Here is a 16,141-nt window from a genome sequence, read left to right as displayed (position 1 = left end):
GCGGAAAAATGGGCATGGGTTTGAAGATGGCGGATCGCTGCATCCAGGCGGCGCGGCGTGTAGCTGCGCAGCTGGCGGACGCCTGCCTGCCGCGCGCACTGCTGCAGCGCATGGCGTCGCGCCGGGTGTCGATCGCGCTCATCGTCAGCCTGGCGCTGGCGGCGCTGGTCACGCTGGTGCTGCTGGGTTTTGCCGTGCTGTCCTACAGCCAGGAGCGCGACGAGCGCTGGAAGGCGCTGCACCGCCAGCTCGACGCCAGCGCCGACCAGCTGACCGCCGCCATCGCGCTGCCGGCCTGGAATTTCGACGACCGCCAGATTATCGCCATGGTGCAGGCCAGCCTGAACAACCGCGACCTGTACGGCTGCTCCGTCACCCTCAGCAACAAGGTGCAATTCGTCTTCCTGCGCAACGCCGAGGGCGTGCTGGAACAGGTGGACCACGAGCCGGCCATTCCGGCGCTGCGCACGGCCATGCGCCCCATCCGCATGGCGGGGCGCGAAATCGGCGTAGTGAAGATGTACGTCACGCCGCAGTACGTGCTGCAAACGCTGCGCGAGCGCCGCATTGCGCTCGGCTTTGCCATTGTGGCGCTGGACGTCACGCTGGTGCTGGGCGTGTACCTGTTGCTGTGGTATCTGATGCTCAAGCCGCTCAAGTCGGTGGGTCAGTACGCTGCCAGCGTGAAGGCCGGCGGCGGCGCCGGCGCGCGGCCGGACCAGTCGCTCTTCCTGGGCGAGCTGAAGACGCTGAACGAATCCATCCTGGAAATGGTGGACCTGCTGGACCAGCGCTACAGCGCCATGCAGGCCAGCGAGGAGCGCCTGGCGATCGCCACCGACGCCGCCCATATCGGCATCTGGGACTGGGACGTGGACACCAACCAGTTGCTGTGGGACCGCGAGATGCACCGCCAGTACGGCGTGCCGCCGGGCGCCTTCGACAGCACGCTCGATGCCTGGGAGGCGCGCCTGCTGCCGGAGGACCTGGTGCACGTGAACGAGCTGCTGGAAAAGGTGCGCAGCGGCGAGCGGCACTACCTGACCGAATTCCGCATCCGCTGGCCGGACGGCCAGCTGCGCCACATCAAGGCGGCGGGCAAGCCCTTCCGAGACGCCAGCGGTGCGCTGCGGCGCCTGGTGGGCGTGAACTACGACATTACCGACATCAAGCTGGCCGAGGAGGAGCTGCGGCGCCACCGCAACCACCTGGAGGAGCTGGTGGCCGAGCGCACCGAGGCGCTGTCGGTGGCGGTGACGGAGGCCAAGGCGGCCAACCGCGCCAAGAGCGTGTTCCTGGCCACCATGAGCCACGAGCTGCGCACGCCGCTGCATTCGGTGATCGGCTTTTCGCGCCTGCTGGCCGATTCGCAGTCCATGACGGACGAGGAGAAGCGCAACCTGGGCGTGATCAACCGCTCCGGCCAGCATTTGCTCACATTGATCAACGACTTGCTGGAGCTGTCCAAGATCGAAGCCGGCCGCATCACCCTGCAGTCGACGGTGGTGGCGGTGGAGGGCGTGCTGCGCGAGGTGATGGACATGCTGGGCGCGCGCGCCCGCCAGGCCGGCCTGCACATGACGCTGGACTGCCACGGCCTGCCGCCCGCCGTGCAGATGGACGGCGCGCGCCTGCGCCAGGTGCTGCTCAACCTCGTCTCCAACGCGGTGAAGTTCGCGCAGCAGGGCAGCGTGATGCTGATCGCACGCGCCGCGCCGCTGGAGGACGGGCGCCACCGGCTCTCGTTCTCGGTGCGCGACACCGGTAAAGGCATCGCCAAGGAAGACCAGCAGCGCATCTTCGAGCCCTTCGTCCAGACCGACAACACCGGCACGCAGGAAGGCACCGGCCTGGGCCTGACCATCTCGCGCGAGTTCGTGCGCATGATGGGCGGCACGCTGGAAGTGGAGTCGGAACTGGGACGCGGCGCGGAATTCCGCTTCACGCTGGAGGTGAGCGGCGCCAACTACGTGCCGGGCGAGGCGCTCAACGTGGTGGAGGCGCTGGAGCCGTCGCAGCGCGGCCGCCGCATCCTGGTGGTGGACGACAACGCCGACAGCCGCCATTTGATCCACAGCCTGCTCTCGCCGCTGGGTTTTGAGGTGGAGCTGGCGGCCGACGGCGCGGCCGGGCTGGCGGCGCTGCGCCGCTTCCAGCCGGCGCTGGTGTTCATGGACTGGCGCATGCCGGGCCTGGACGGCCTGGCCGTGATACGGCAGCTGCGCGCCGAGCCGGCGCTGGTGCAGCCGCGCGTGGTGATGATGACCGCGCACGCTTTCGAGGAAGAGCGGCGCGAATCGCTGGCGGCCGGCGCCGACGAATTCCTGTGCAAGCCCATCGAGCAGGACCGGCTGTTCCAGGTGCTGGAGCAGCAGCTGGGCGTGCGCTTCCGGCGCCGCCAGCGCCTGCCGTCCGCGCCGCGCGCGCCCCTGACGGCGGAGCGCCTGGCGCTGCTGCCCTACGAAGTGCTGGCGTCGGTGCGCGAGGCGCTGCACTTGCTGTATCCCGCGCGCGCCCTGCAATTGCTGGAAGCCTTCCGCGCCGAGCATGGCGACACGGTGCAGGCCGTTGAGGCCATGCTGGAGCAGCACCAGTACCCGCAGCTCTGCAGCATGATAGACGCGGTCTGCGCCGAACAGGCACCCTGAGGCGCCCTGAGGCGCCTGTCCAGGCTTGGCGTCTACTTGTACAGCACGCCGGGCAGCCACAGGCCGATGGCGGGGAACAAATACAGCAGCACCACGCCCAGCACCTGGATCGCCATGAAGGGCATCATGCCGAGGAAGATCTGGTTCAAGGTCACATGGGGCGGCGCCACGCCTTTCAGGTAAAAGGCCGACATGGCCACCGGCGGCGACAGGAAGGCCGTCTGCAGATTCATTGCCACCAGCAGGCCGAAGAACAGCGGGTCGATATTGAAGTGGCCCAGCAAGGGTATGAAGATGGGCATGAAGATCACGATGATCTCGGTCCACTCCAGCGGCCAGCCGAGCAGGAAGATGATGACCTGGGCCAGCAGCATGAACTGCACCGGCGTGAGTTCCATGCCCAGCACCCAGGTGTTGATCAGCTCCTGTCCGCCCAGCAGCGCGAAGGCGGCCGAGAAAATGCTGGAGCCGACAAACAGCCAGCAGACCATGGCGCTGGTCTTCGCCGTCAGGTGAGCCGACTCGCGCAGCATGCCGAAGTTGAAGCGCCGGTAGGCGATGGCCAGCAGCATGCCGCCGAACGCCCCCATGGCCGCCGCCTCGGTGGGCGTGGCGAAGCCGAACACGATGCTGCCCAATACCGCCAGGATCATGAACGCCAGCGGGAATAATGATCCCATCAGCATTTTCAGTATCTCCAGGCGGGCGAAAGAGAAGAAGACATAGAACAGCAGCAGCGCCGCCGTGCCCGCGCCCAGCACTATCCAGTAGCTGGCCGGCACGGGCCTGGACGGCTGCGCACCTGTCGCCGCATCGGCCGCCACCGGCGCGGCTGGCGCGCCTGCCGCAACTGTTGCCGCGCCGCCCGCCCCTTGAGCGCTGCTTGCCTTGCCGGCCGGCGTCTCCGTGCCCGGCGGCTCGGCCAGGCCGTCGCTGGCAGGCGGTTCTTCCAGCCCGCCTGCGGGCGGCGGTTCCGCCAGGGTTCCCGCGTCGCTGGCGGACGCGCTCAAGTCCTGCGTGCTGCCCAGTTCCACCAGCTCGGTGGGCGCTGCGGCGGGCGCCGTGACGACGCGGTAGCCCACCCCCATCAGGGCGGCAAAGGCCAGCGCCGGCAGCAGGGCGATGAGCAGCTGCTGCGTCAGCGCGCGCTTGCCCGCGCCGCCCGGCGCGGGCCCCGATTGCGCCAGCGCGCCGGCCAGTCCCGGCAGGGCCATTGCGCGTCCGCTGGCGGTAATGGCCTGCGCGAACGGCGGCAGGGTCACGCGGCGCTCCTCGGCCGACAGCGGCGGCGCAGCTTCCGGCTTCAGCTTAGCCACCAGCATCACGTAGCCTACGTACAGCACGGCCAGCATAATGCCGGGGAACAGCGCGCCTGCGTACAGCTTCACCACCGATACGCCCGCCGTGGCGCCATAGACGATCAGCAGCACCGACGGCGGTATCAGTATGCCCAGGCAGCCGCCGGCCGTGATGGCGCCCGCCGACAGGCGCGTGCTGTAGCCCGCCTTCAGCATGGCGGGCAAGGCCAGCAATCCCATGAGCGTGACCACCGCGCCGACGATGCCGGTGGCCGTGGCGAAAATGGCGCAGGTGACGATGGTGGCCACCGCCAGCGAACCCGGCACCCGCGCCATCGCAATGTGCAGGCTCTTGAACAGCTTCTCGATCAGGTTGGCGCGCTCCACCAGATAGCCCATGAAGACAAACAGCGGGATCGAAATGAGCACGTCGTTCGCCATCACGGAATAGGCGCGCTGCACCATCAGGTCCAGCGTGAGCTGGATGGCCTGGTTGGGATCGCGGCTATGGAAGGCGTACCAGGCGAACAGCACCCCCATGCCCATCAGCGTGAATGCGGTGGGGAAGCCCAGCATGATGGCCACCACCACCAGGGCCAGCATCAGCAAGCCGACGTGGCCGTTGGTCATGTCGGCCGGGGCGGGCATGAGCGCAAACAGCGCAATGACGATGGCCAGCAGCATGGACAGGCCAAACCAGATTTCTTTCCTCATTTTTGTTCTCCCGCAGCAGGGACAGCGCCGTCGGCATGCACCATTTCTTTCAGCTTGCCCACGTCCACTTCCTCCACGTCCGGCTCGCGCGAAGGCCAGGCGCCGTCTCGCAGGCACAGCACGCAGCGCACTATCTCCACCAGGCCTTGCAGCAGCAGCAGCGCGCCGGAGACCGGTATCACCATCTTGAAGGGATACAGCGGCGGACCGTTCGCCGTCAGCGTGGAGTGCTCATTGATGGCCAGCGACTCGGCCGCGTAGGTGTAGCCGGCCCATACCAGCGCCACCACGCCGGGGACGAAAAACACCACGTACAGCAGCAGGTCCAGGCCGGCCTGCAGGCGGGGCGGGAAAAAGCTGTACAGCACATCGCCGCGCACGTGGCCGTTCTTGGCCAGCGTGTAGGCGCCCGCCATCATGAAGGCGGCGCCGTACATCATGATCATCAGATCGAAGGCCCAGGGATTGGGGCGGTTCAGCGCGTAGCGCGCGAACACTTCCCAGGAAATGAGGAAGGTCAGCGCCACGATCAGCCAGGAAAACGCCTGGCCGATCCAGCTGCTCACCCGGTCGATGAAAAACAAGAGATTCTGCATGCGGCAACTCCGGAACAAGGTGTGGGCGGGCCGGCGCGCGCGGTGCTGCCGCGCGCGCCGGATGCTGCGCGTTCCGGTGTCAGGCTTTCTTGCCGAAGTAGTGGTTGTAGGCCATGCGGCGCGGGTTGTTGGTGTCCATGTCCCACTTCATGGCGCGCGCCGCGAAGGCGCGCTGCGACTTTTCCACTTCGCGGAACAGGGGATTGTCGGCGCCCTTCTTGGCCACCACCTCGTCCCACACCTTGAGCTGCTCCTGCAGCAGGGTGTCCGGCGTCTTGTAGAACTTCACGCCGTCCTTCGATTGCAGTTCGCCGTAGTCCTTGGAATAGCGGTCGATGGCCTTCCACGACATGTCGGCCGACGCCGCCTCGACGGCGTTGTCGATGATGGCCTTCATCTTGGCGGGCAGGGCGTCGTACTTGCTCTTGTTGAAGGTGATCTCGAACTGCTCCGAGCTTTGGTGGAAGCTTTGCAGCATGCACACCTTGGACACGTCCGGGAAGCCCAGCAGGCGGTCGGAGGTGGCGTTGTTGAACTCCGCGCCGTCCAGCAGGCCGCGGTCCATGGCGGGCACGATCTCGCCGCCGGGCAGGGCGTTGACCGCCGCGCCCATGGCGGTGAACAGGTCGATGGCCAGGCCGTTGGTGCGGAACTTCAGGCCTTTCAGGTCGTCCTTCTTGGTGATGGGCTTCTTGAACCAGCCCAGCGGCTGGGTGGGCATGGGGCCGGTGAGGAAGGACACCACATTGGCGCCGATGGACGCGTACAGCTTGACCAGCAGCTCCTTGCCGCCGCCGTATTTATGCCAGGCCAGCACCATGTTCGCGTCCATGCCGAACACCGGGCCGGACGTCCACAGCGCGATGGCGCTCTGCTTGCCGTAATTGTAGCCCATCACGCCGTGGCCGCCGTCCAGCGTGCCTTTCGACACCGCGTCGAGCAGGCCGAAGGCGGGCACCACCGAACCGGCCGGCAGCACTTCGATTTTCAGTTCGCCGCCGGTCATGTCGTTGACCTTTTTGGCAAAGTCGCCCGCGTATTCGTGGAAGATGTCCTTGCTCGGCCAGGTGCTCTGGAAGCGCAGCTGGGTGGGCGTCTGTGCGGTGGCGATCATGGGCAGGGCGAGCGCGGCGCCGGCGGTGCCGGCGGCGGCGTTGCCCAGGAACTTGCGGCGGGCGTTGAGGTTTTGCTTGGCTGCGGTGTCGATCTTCTTCATCGTATGTCTCCTGTTGTAGTTTTGTAACCGGAACGATAAATCCTGACGTGCTGCTGCTGGGTGTGGCGGTGCTACCTCCTGTCTATTCAGTCACTGATAACTGAATTGCAAGAATGTGCCTGCATGCTTACAGATTGCTTACGCGGGGCTTACAAGGTGCAGGTGATGGCAAAGTCGACGTGATAGTGCTCGTCATGCCGCACCCAGGGCGTGCTTTTCATGAAGCGCAGGTGCTGTTGCAGGTAGGGGCCGCGCGGCGTGGCCAGCAGTTGCGGCATGTAGCGGGGATCGAAGATCACCAGCGCCAGATCCGTTTTCTCCGCCAGCGCCGCTTGCCGCAGTTGATAGAGATGCTCCGCCATGGCCGGGAAATCGATGCGGTAATCGCCGTAGCGTGCCTGCGCGTCGAACTCGATGTCGTAGCCGTAGCGGTTTAGCGGGGTGGACGGCAGCAGGGCGGATTTGCCTTCCGCATCCAGCACCGGCACGAAAAAATCCACGGACGTGCCGTTCTGGTGTGTCTTGTGCGGCTTGAAGGGGCCGCCGTTCTTCAGCCCGGTTTCACCATACACATAGCGCGTTGCCGGCCGGGAAGCCGCCAGTGATGCATAGGCCTGGGCCACGATCCGCGCGACGGTGGAATGCACATAGGTCCTGCCGGCTGGTGCGGCCAGTGCGCTGTAGGCTGAAAAATTCGCCCCCTGGACCGGCAAGGCCACGCTGCGTTCAATCCGTCCGCTGGCGGTGCGGCCATGGCACGCGCTTTCCACCGCTTCTGCGGCATGGCTCGCAAACAGCGCAGACAAGGCCAAAATTGGAAGGGCTTTCATTTTCTCCTGCACGTGCATCGCTGTCTTTTGAGGATAGCATGGCAGTGCGCGGGAGGGCGCTGAGGGATGTCAAAGCGGTGGGCGAAAAAAAACCTGCGCCGTGGCGCAGGTTTTCTTGAGGGCGGACCGCTCGCTTGGGCAGTGCTTAAGCGAAGTTGGCGGCCGCGAAGTCCCAGTTCACCAGGTTGAAGAAGTTCTCAACATACTTCGGACGCAGGTTGCGGGTGTCGATGTAGTAGGCGTGCTCCCACAGGTCGCAGGTCAGCAGCGCTTTGTTTTCGGTGGTCAGCGGGGTGGCGGCGTTGGAGGTGTTGACGATGTCCACGGTGCCGTCCGGCTTTTTCACCAGCCAGGTCCAGCTGGAACCGAAGTTGCCAACGCAGGACTTGGTGAATTCTTCCTTGAACTTGGCGAACGAACCCCATTTGGCGTTGATCGCGTCGGCCAGCGCGCCGGTAGGCTCGCCGCCGCCGGCTGGCTTCAGGCCATTCCAGTAGAAGGTGTGGTTCCAAACCTGGGCCGAGTTGTTGAAGATGCCACCGGAGGACTTCTTGATGATTTCTTCCAGCGACAGGGCTTCGAATTCGGTGCCCTTGATCAGGTTGTTCAGATTGGTGACATACGCTTGGTGGTGCTTACCATAGTGGTATTCCAGCGTTTCTTGCGAGATGTGCGGCGCCAGGGCGTCGATTGCATACGGCAGAGGTGGCAGAGTATGTTCCATGTGTCTATCCTTTTGGTGTGGGCTGAAAGTTATTGTTTGCTGAAACAGCCATTATTGTAAACCTTTCAGCGCCGCCGCGTGGTCTCGCGCACCACCAGCTCCAGCGGGGGCACCTGGGCCTGCACCGGCTCGCCGTGGATCAGGCGCAGCAGCGCATGGGTGGCCACCAGACCCATGTCATATAGCGGCTGGCGTATGGTCGTCAGCGGCGGCGTGGTATAGGAGGAGCCGGGCAGGTCATCGAAGCCCACCAGCGACACGTCGTCCGGCACCCGGATGCCCTTGCGGTACAGGCACAGGCGCACGCCGTAGGCGCTCTGGTCGTTGGCGGCGAACACGGCGGTGAACTGCTGGCCGGTGTCGAACAGGTGGCTGACGGCCAGCAGGCCGCTGTTTTCGTGGAAATTGCCCTCGACCATGAGCTTGGGATCGAGCTCGATGCCGGCCTCGAACAGGGCGCGCCGGTAGCCGGCCGCGCGTTCCTCGGCGTCGATATTGTTGGCCGGGCCGGACACGAAGGCGATGCGGCGGTGGCCCAGCTCGATCAGGTGGCGCACCGCCATCCAGGCGCCGTATTCATTGTCCAGCTTGAAGCCCAGCGCGCTGCGCGTGTTCAGCGAGCGCCCGGTGGAGACGATGGGGCGCTGGCCGGAAAACTGCAGCACGGTTTCGTCCGACATGCGGCCCGACAGCAGGATGATGCCGTCCACCTTGCGCGCCAGCAGCAGGCGGATGCGGTCCGCTTCCTCTTCCGCGTTCCAGTGGCCGCTGACGATCACCGAGGCGTAGCCGGTGCCTTTCAGGCCGTCGTCCACGCCGCGCAGGGTTTCGTCGAAGTAGGGCGAGGAAATATCCTGCACCACGATGCCTATGGTCTGCGAGCGGCCCTTTTTCAGGCCCTGCGCCATCAGGTTGGGGGCGAACTTGGTGCGGGCGATGGCGGCCATGACGGCCTGGCGCTTGTCGTCGGACACCTTGGCGGTGCCGTTCAGGATGCGGGAGACGGTGCTGGGCGACACTCCGGCTTCGCGCGCTACGTCCAGCAAAGTCGAAGGGGAGGTGTGATCGTCGTCGCTCAAGGTCGGTCCTGTCGTTGTTTTTTGAAATCCTTTTCAGGGCCAGCATAGCATAGTTTCCAGCGGATTTTCCCTCTTGCAGGGCCGGTGCGGAGAGTAAAAAATCGCACAGTTGTTCAAAATATTATGATTGACTTCAATTTTAACTGGGTGTTAAATGCACACACTCTTGAAAACGTTTTCAAAAGACAGACAACACCGCCAACGACATGACCACACCTGATTCCGCTCCGACCACCATGCCAGCATTCCCATCGACTTTCACCTGGGGCGTGGCAACCAGCGCCTACCAGATCGAAGGCGGCGCCACTGCCGACGGCCGTGGTCCGTCCATCTGGGACACGTTCACGCACACCCCCGGCAAGATCACCGACGCCAGCAGCGGCGACGTGGCTTGCGACCACTACTACCGCTATGCCGAGGACGTGGACATCATCGCCTCGCTCAATGTGGACTCCTACCGTTTCTCCATCGCCTGGCCGCGCGTGCAGCCCGACGGCAGCGGCGCCTGGAACGAAGCCGGCTTCGATTTCTACAGCCGCCTGCTGGACAAGCTGGCCGCGAAAAACATCGCCGCCCACGTCACCCTGTACCACTGGGATTTGCCGCAAGCCCTTGAAGATAAAGGCGGTTGGCTGAACCGCGACACCGCCGCGCACTTCGCCGTGTACGCCGCCGAAGTGGCGCGCCGCTTCGGCAACCGGGTCGCCACCATCGCCACCCACAACGAACCCTGGTGCACCGCCAACCTGGGCTACGGCACCGGCCAGTTCGCCCCCGGCATGGCCGATCCGGCCGCCGCCGTGAGCGCCTCGCACCACTTGCTGCTGTCGCACGGCCTGGCCATGCAGGCGATGCGCAAGCTGAACGTGTCGGCCAAGCTGGGCATCGTGCTGAACCAGTGGACCGCCACCCCGGCCACCAATTCGGCCGCCGATATCAAGGCCGCCGAAGTGGAGTGGGCGCGCTCCGTGGCCTGGTTCATGGACCCCATTTTCAAGGGCAGCTACCCGGCGCTGGCGCTGGACAATGTCGACTGCTCTTTGCTGTCCATTCATGAAAACGATTTCAACGATATTCGCCAGGAAATCGACTTCCTCGGCGTGAACTACTACTTCCGCGCCTACGTCAGCACCGAGACGCCGCCGCGCCAGCCGCCGTGCGCGCTGGGCAAGACCGACATGGGCTGGGAGATCTACCCGCAAGGCCTGACCGAGCTGCTGGTCAAGCTGCACGCCGAATACGCGCTGCCGCCGGTCTACATCACCGAGAACGGCATGGCGGTGGCGGACCAGCTGCAGGACGGCGCGAATGGCCGCCAGGTCAAGGACCAGCCGCGCATCGACTACCTGAAGATGCACCTGGCCGCGCTGCACGACGCCATGCAGGCGGGCGTGGACGTGCAGGGCTACTTCTACTGGAGCCTGCTGGACAACTTCGAGTGGAACTCGGGTTACCTGCGCCGCTTCGGCCTCATTTACGTGGACTACGACACCCAGCAGCGCACGCTGAAAGACAGCGCGCACTGGTACCGCAATTTCATCAAGGAGCAATGACCATGCAGGAGCCCGATATGGATTCGAGCTGATTTCCAGCTGGAGTGCCGCAGTAGCCAAAGAGCTATGCAACACCATCAATCAACGGAATAATAGAGGAATGACAATGAAAAACTCGCACACCAAAGCGATGTGGAAACTCGCGCCACTCGCCCTGCTGACCGCCAACGCCTTCGCACAAGAGGGCGCTGCCGCAGCCGCCAGCGCCATGCCGGCCGCCGCCGCCGCCCCGATCGAAGCCGCCGCGCCAGCGCGCAACGGCGAGATGGAAAAGATCATCGTCACCGCCACCCGCCGCAACACCTTTGTGCAGGAAACCCCGCTGGCGATCACCGCCTACAGCCAGGACACGCTGGCCAACAACCAGGTGAAAGACCTGGCCTCGCTGACCACCATGGTGCCTAGCCTGGTGGTCGAGCAGCACGGCGACTCGGGCGGCGTGCACGTCTACATGCGCGGCGTGGGTTCCGCCAACCACACCGAGCTGGGCGACCCGGCCGTGGCCTTCTACATCGACGGCATCTACTCGCCGCGTCCGCAGGGCGCCACCGCGCTGATGTACGACCTGTCCCACGTCGAGGTGGCGCGCGGCCCGCAGGGCACGCTGAACGGCCGCAACTCCACCGCCGGCGCGGTGAACCTGGTGTCCGGCGCGCCCAGCACCGAGAAGATGTTCGGCTCGGCCGGCATGACCATAGGCGACTACCACCGCCTGCAAACGCAAGCGATGATCAACATTCCGCTGGCCGACGACATCGCCCTGCGCATCGCCGCCATCAAGGACAGCCATGACGGTACCGTGGACTTCCGCAAGGGCTCCAACGTGCTGCCCGGTGCGAAGAAATACGGCGCCGAAGACAAGATGGGCGCGCGCGCCTCGCTGATGTGGCGCTTCACCCCCGAGCTGAAAGCCACCGTCATTGCCGACTACTATAAAGACCAGGGCGCCGGCAACGTCTACCTGGCCGCCGAACCGGCAGCCGGCACCGAACTGCGCTCCGCGCTGATCGACAGCCCGGGCAACCTGGACCAGTCCATCACCACCTTCAAGGGCAAGCTCAATTACCATCCGAGCGACGCGCTGGACCTGACCTACCTGGGCAGCTGGAGCCGCTACAAGCGCGCCAACGTGAACGACGCCGACGCGGGCCTGTTCCCTGGCTTCAAATCCGAAAACCGCACCGAGTGGGCCAAGTTCGACAGCTACTCGCACGAACTGCAGGCGCGCTCGGACAACGACGCGCCGTTCCAGTGGGTGGGCGGCCTGTTCCTGTTCGGCGAGAAGAACAAGGTCCGTTTCGACATCGACCGCAGCCAGATTTCGCAAGCCACCGTGCAGCAGGACATCGCCGCCGGCAACGTCATCTTCGTGCGTCCGACCGTGGGCCAGTACGCCTCGGCCATGTCCTTCATCCAGGGCGACCGCCAGCTGAAATCCAAGGCCGTGTTCGCGCAGGGCAGCCTGCAAGTGAACGACGAACTGAAAGCCACCGTCGGCGCGCGCTACACCAAGGACCACAAGTTCGACATCGGCGGCCAGAACTGGGCCTGCCCGAACTGGCCCGCCAACGTCCCGCTGGGCACCACCGTGCTGACGCCGGACCAGATCAAGCAGCTGGTCACGCCGGGCACGGGCACCATCAACACCCACAACATCGGCCCTGGCGGCGTGGTGAGCGCAGCCACCTGCGGCAACACCTTCGGCGACAACACCGCCGACCTGAAATACGGCCAGGCCACCTGGCTGGGCCGCGTGGAGTACAAGCTGCGTCCCGAGATCCTGCTGTACGGTTCGGTCACCACCGGCTTCCACTCGCCAGCCATCGGCGACGGCGGCGCCACCACCAAGCCGGAAAAACTGACCAGCTATGAGCTGGGCATGAAGTCCGACCTGCTGGACCGCCTGCTGACGCTGAACCTGGCCGCCTTCCACATGAAGTACAAGGACAAGCTGGAATCGCAAGTGGTGAACAGCGTGCTGGCCAACTTCAACGCCGCCGGCGCCACCGTGAACGGCGTGGAAGCCGAATGGACCTGGCGTCCGAGCAAGGTGGACCGCTTTACCGGCAACGCCACCTGGCTCGACGCCACCTACGACAGCTTCATGTCCTGCGATGTGGACGCGGCACGCGCCAAGGGCCAGTCCTGCGGCTCCACCGCGCCCAACGTGGACGTGGGCGGCAGCGTGATGAAACACGCGCCGAAGTTCGCCACCACGCTGCAGTACGAGCACGACTTCGCGACCAGCAAAGGCCTGTTCACGCCGCGCATCTCGGCCCACTACGAAGGCCAGACCTTCGTCGGCGCAGGCGCCTTCAGCAACGACGTGCCCGGCCACCCGGGCGTGAAGAAGCAGAAAGCCTACTCCACGCTGGACCTGAGCCTGCGCTTCCAGCCGATGAACAAGGCCTACACGGCCGAGATCTTCGTGCAGAACGCAACCGACCGCGAAGTGAAGCTGGACGTGGTTGAGCTGTGCACCGACACCGGCATGCCATGCCAGCCTACCCAGCAGATCTACGGCGCGTTCTATAATGCTCCGCGTACTGTCGGTGCGCGCGTGTCGATGAAGTTCTAACGAAGCAGCAGGACCGGGGCCGGACCCAAAATGGAACATGGGACCGGCCCCTGGTTGTGCCGTAGGTACAAAGGTGGCAACCATGAAAATCGAAAATATTCCCCAGCATTCCCTGGCGTTCTTCGACGAAGGAGAAGACGGCGGCGGCGGCGCACGCTACGAGCGTCCCTGGCTGCTGGCCGACATCGGCGGCACCAACGCCCGCTTCGGCCTGCAGACGGCGGCCGGCCGCATCGACGCCATCTGGGTGGCCGAATGCGCGGCCTATCCCACGCTGGGCGCGGCCATTGTGCAATACCTGTCCCAGCCCGCCACGGTGGCGGCGGGCGGCTACCAGGCGCGCCAGGCCGGCATCGCCATCGCCAACCCCATAGACGGCGACGCGGTGCGCATGACCAACCACCACTGGTCGTTCTCCATCGAAGCGATCTGTTCCCAATTCAGCCTGACCTCGCTGCACGTCGTGAACGACTTTGCCGCGCTGGCGCGCGCCGTGCCGTTTTTATCGGCGCAGCACCGCGTGCAGGTCGGCGGCGGCGAGGCGCGCGAGCGCGGCGTGATAGGCCTGGTGGGCGCAGGCACGGGACTGGGCGTGTCCGGGCTGGTCCCGGCGGGCAAGGAGTGGATAGCGCTGGATAGCGAAGGAGGGCACAGCACCTTTGCCGCCGTCAGCGAGCGCGAGATACATATTCTGCAGCGGGCCAGCGAGCGCTATGGGCACGTGTCGGCCGAGCGGCTGGTGTCCGGGCCGGGCATACGGCTGACCTACGAAGTGCTGGCCGAGCGCGCAGGCGCGGCGCCGCAGGCGATACAGGCCATGGATACGCCCGCCATCATCGAGCGCGGCCTGCGTGGCGAGTGCCTGGTGTGCGTGGAAACGCTGGAAACCTTCTGCGAGATGCTGGGCACCATCGCGGGCAACGTCGCCATCACGCTGGGCGCGCGCGGCGGCATCTATATAGGCGGCGGCATCGTGCCGCGCCTGGGGGGATTCCTGGCCCGCTCGGGCTTCCGCGCGCGCTTTGAACACAAGGGGCGCTTGAGCGGATATATCTCGCAGATACCGACCTATGTCATCACGGCCGAGTATCCGGCGCTGATAGGCATGTCGGTGATACTCGCCGAGCTAGCGTAACCCGCCGGAGCCGCCGGCGGCCGGCTTGACGTCCGCAATCTCAATCTCGGCGCTGCCCTCGGCCAGCCGCACGGTCACGCTGTCGCGCGCGTGCAGCTGCGACGGCGCGCGCACGATGGCCCCGTCCTGTCCCGTCACGATGGCGTAGCCCCGTTCCAGCGTGCGCTGCGGATTGAGCATCTCCAGCTGCGCCGCCAGCGCATTGAGCGCGTCGCGCTTCTGCGCTTGCCCGTTGGCGATGCTGAGCGCAGCGCGCCGCTGCAAGCCCTCCACCTGCATCCTCAGCGCGCGCACATCCGGCCGCAGCGCCGACCAGCGCGACTGCAATTTATCAAAGCCCACCCGCGCATATGCCAGCGGGGCGCGGTTGGCGTGCGTCAGCGCCGTGGCGTGCGCCTGCAGCTTGCTGCGCTGCTGCGCGATCTGCGCCGTGGGACTGAGCAGGCGGCGCGTATAGCCGTCCAGCGTCTGCGCCGCGTCGCCCAGCGCGCGCTGCATGGCGCGGCGCAAATCGTTGGCGTCGGCGCGCAGGGAGGCCATCCAGTCCGCGCGCGGCGTGGCGGCCAGTTCGGCGGCGGCGGTGGGCGTGGCCGCGCGCAGGTCGGCGGCAAAATCGGCGATGGTGAAATCGGTCTCGTGGCCGACGCCGCAGATGACGGGCACATTGCAGTTGGCCACCGCATACGCCACCGCCTCGTCGTTGAAAGCCCACAAATCCTCGATGCTGCCCCCGCCCCGGCACACGATCAGCACCTCGCACTCGGCGCGCGCGGACGCGGTGTTGATGGCCGCCGCGATCTGTTCCGGCGCCTGCTGCCCCTGCACCAGCGTGGGATAGAGCACCACGCGCACATGGGGCGCGCGCCGCTTCAGGGCCGTCAGCACGTCGCGCAGGGCGGCGCCGGTGGGGCTGGTGACCACGCCGACGGTGCGCGCGAACAGCGGCACGGCGCGCTTGCGGTCCTGGTCGAACAGGCCGGCGGCGCCCAGGCGCTCCTTCATGCGCAGGAAGGCCTCGAACAGCGCGCCCACGCCGGCGCGGCGTATCGCCTCCACATTGATCTGGTAATCGCCGCGCGGGCCGTACAGCGTGACCAGCGCCCGCACCTCGACCTTGTCGCCCTCGCGCGGCACGAAGCCCGCGTACTGCGCCCGGCCGCGGAACATCACGGCCCGCACCTGGGCCGCATCGTCCTTCAAGGTGAAATACCAATGTCCCGAACTGGCACGGGTGAAATTGGAAATTTCGCCGGATATCCACGTCAGTGGAAAACTGCGCTCCAGCAGCCGGCTGACGGCCTGGTTGAGCGCACTGACGCTGATTACGGCCGCTTGCGGCTTGTTGCTGTCGTCTGGAAGGAAGGTGTTCATCGTTCAGGAAAGGGAAACTGTCCACAAAATAGCGCGGAGGTCATGCTTATGTCACATATCACTTTTTAAGGCAAGTATTTTTCGTAAATGATTGATTTTAAAAGGTAAACAACCATGCCGCATTAGCGGGCAATGGCAGAAAGTCCTTATGGATCAAGCACTTTGCAGCAGGGGCGGGTGGTTACGCACAAAGTTATCCACAAAAAATGTGAGGAACTTTTTGGTATCAAAAGCGCATTGCTGTGGACAAGAACGGATGTGCTAAAAATTTACGCATAGAAATATTTACTTTATAAATCAGGTACTTAATGCTTGCCGCGCGGGCTTGCTCACAATTTTATCCACAGAAGATGTGCAGAACTCCACTTGGATACCAGTGGCCAAAGTTGCAGGCCAGCC

General features: G+C 65.1%; 11 protein-coding genes. 4 read left to right on the top strand and 7 right to left on the bottom strand.

Annotated features, from left to right (window positions below; genetic code table 11):
* Nucleotides 1-14: 14 nt before the first annotated feature.
* A complete protein-coding gene (locus tag AC07S4_RS05840) occupies nucleotides 15-2,648 on the top strand; it encodes an ATP-binding protein (RefSeq protein WP_494985745.1) in 2,634 nt (877 codons plus the stop codon).
* Between the two features lie 32 nt (nucleotides 2,649-2,680).
* Here the strand turns inward: AC07S4_RS05840 and AC07S4_RS05835 are convergent, their stop codons facing one another.
* From AC07S4_RS05835 to AC07S4_RS05810, 6 genes are all read right to left on the bottom strand, one after another.
* Entirely contained in the window at nucleotides 2,681-4,660 is a 1,980-nt protein-coding gene (locus AC07S4_RS05835) for a TRAP transporter large permease (protein ID WP_494985744.1), read from the bottom strand.
* A complete protein-coding gene (locus AC07S4_RS05830; protein WP_494985743.1) occupies nucleotides 4,657-5,256 on the bottom strand; it encodes a TRAP transporter small permease subunit in 600 nt (199 codons plus the stop codon). Before AC07S4_RS05830 ends, AC07S4_RS05835 begins: the two co-directional genes overlap by 4 nt.
* A 79-nt stretch (nucleotides 5,257-5,335) precedes the next feature.
* Complete coding sequence (locus tag AC07S4_RS05825) at nucleotides 5,336-6,472, bottom strand: TRAP transporter substrate-binding protein (RefSeq protein WP_494985742.1); 1,137 nt, start codon at nucleotides 6,470-6,472, stop codon at nucleotides 5,336-5,338.
* A gap of 149 nt (nucleotides 6,473-6,621) precedes the next feature.
* The gene (locus AC07S4_RS05820; protein WP_494985741.1) at nucleotides 6,622-7,302 is read right to left on the bottom strand and encodes a penicillin-insensitive murein endopeptidase; all 681 of its coding nucleotides are present in this window, start codon (nucleotides 7,300-7,302) and stop codon (nucleotides 6,622-6,624) included.
* Nucleotides 7,303-7,447: 145 nt separating this feature from the next.
* Complete coding sequence (sodB, locus tag AC07S4_RS05815) at nucleotides 7,448-8,026, bottom strand: superoxide dismutase [Fe] (protein ID WP_161071777.1); 579 nt, start codon at nucleotides 8,024-8,026, stop codon at nucleotides 7,448-7,450.
* A gap of 65 nt (nucleotides 8,027-8,091) precedes the next feature.
* On the bottom strand, nucleotides 8,092-9,105 hold the full coding sequence (locus AC07S4_RS05810; protein ID WP_228895484.1) for a LacI family DNA-binding transcriptional regulator: 1,014 nt from the start codon (nucleotides 9,103-9,105) through the stop codon (nucleotides 8,092-8,094).
* A gap of 206 nt (nucleotides 9,106-9,311) precedes the next feature.
* Between AC07S4_RS05810 and AC07S4_RS05805 the strand changes: the two genes are divergently transcribed.
* From AC07S4_RS05805 to AC07S4_RS05795, 3 genes are all read left to right on the top strand, one after another.
* Nucleotides 9,312-10,658, top strand: a complete 1,347-nt coding sequence (locus AC07S4_RS05805) for a GH1 family beta-glucosidase (protein WP_494985740.1) — start codon at nucleotides 9,312-9,314, stop codon at nucleotides 10,656-10,658.
* Between the two features lie 106 nt (nucleotides 10,659-10,764).
* Complete coding sequence (locus AC07S4_RS05800; protein ID WP_494985739.1) at nucleotides 10,765-13,236, top strand: TonB-dependent receptor; 2,472 nt, start codon at nucleotides 10,765-10,767, stop codon at nucleotides 13,234-13,236.
* An 82-nt stretch (nucleotides 13,237-13,318) separates the two neighbouring features.
* On the top strand, nucleotides 13,319-14,371 hold the full coding sequence (locus tag AC07S4_RS05795) for a glucokinase (protein ID WP_494985738.1): 1,053 nt from the start codon (nucleotides 13,319-13,321) through the stop codon (nucleotides 14,369-14,371).
* Here the strand turns inward: AC07S4_RS05795 and xseA are convergent.
* Nucleotides 14,363-15,742, bottom strand: a complete 1,380-nt coding sequence (xseA, locus tag AC07S4_RS05790; RefSeq protein ID WP_494985737.1) for an exodeoxyribonuclease VII large subunit — start codon at nucleotides 15,740-15,742, stop codon at nucleotides 14,363-14,365. The two genes, AC07S4_RS05795 and xseA, sit on opposite strands and share 9 nt — an antisense overlap.
* Nucleotides 15,743-16,141: the final 399 nt, after the last annotated feature.

Source organism: Pseudoduganella sp. GW821-FHT05F09, assembly GCF_059419605.1.
Note: the sequence above shows the minus strand (reverse complement) of the source record. Positions and strands in the feature narration are given on the sequence as shown.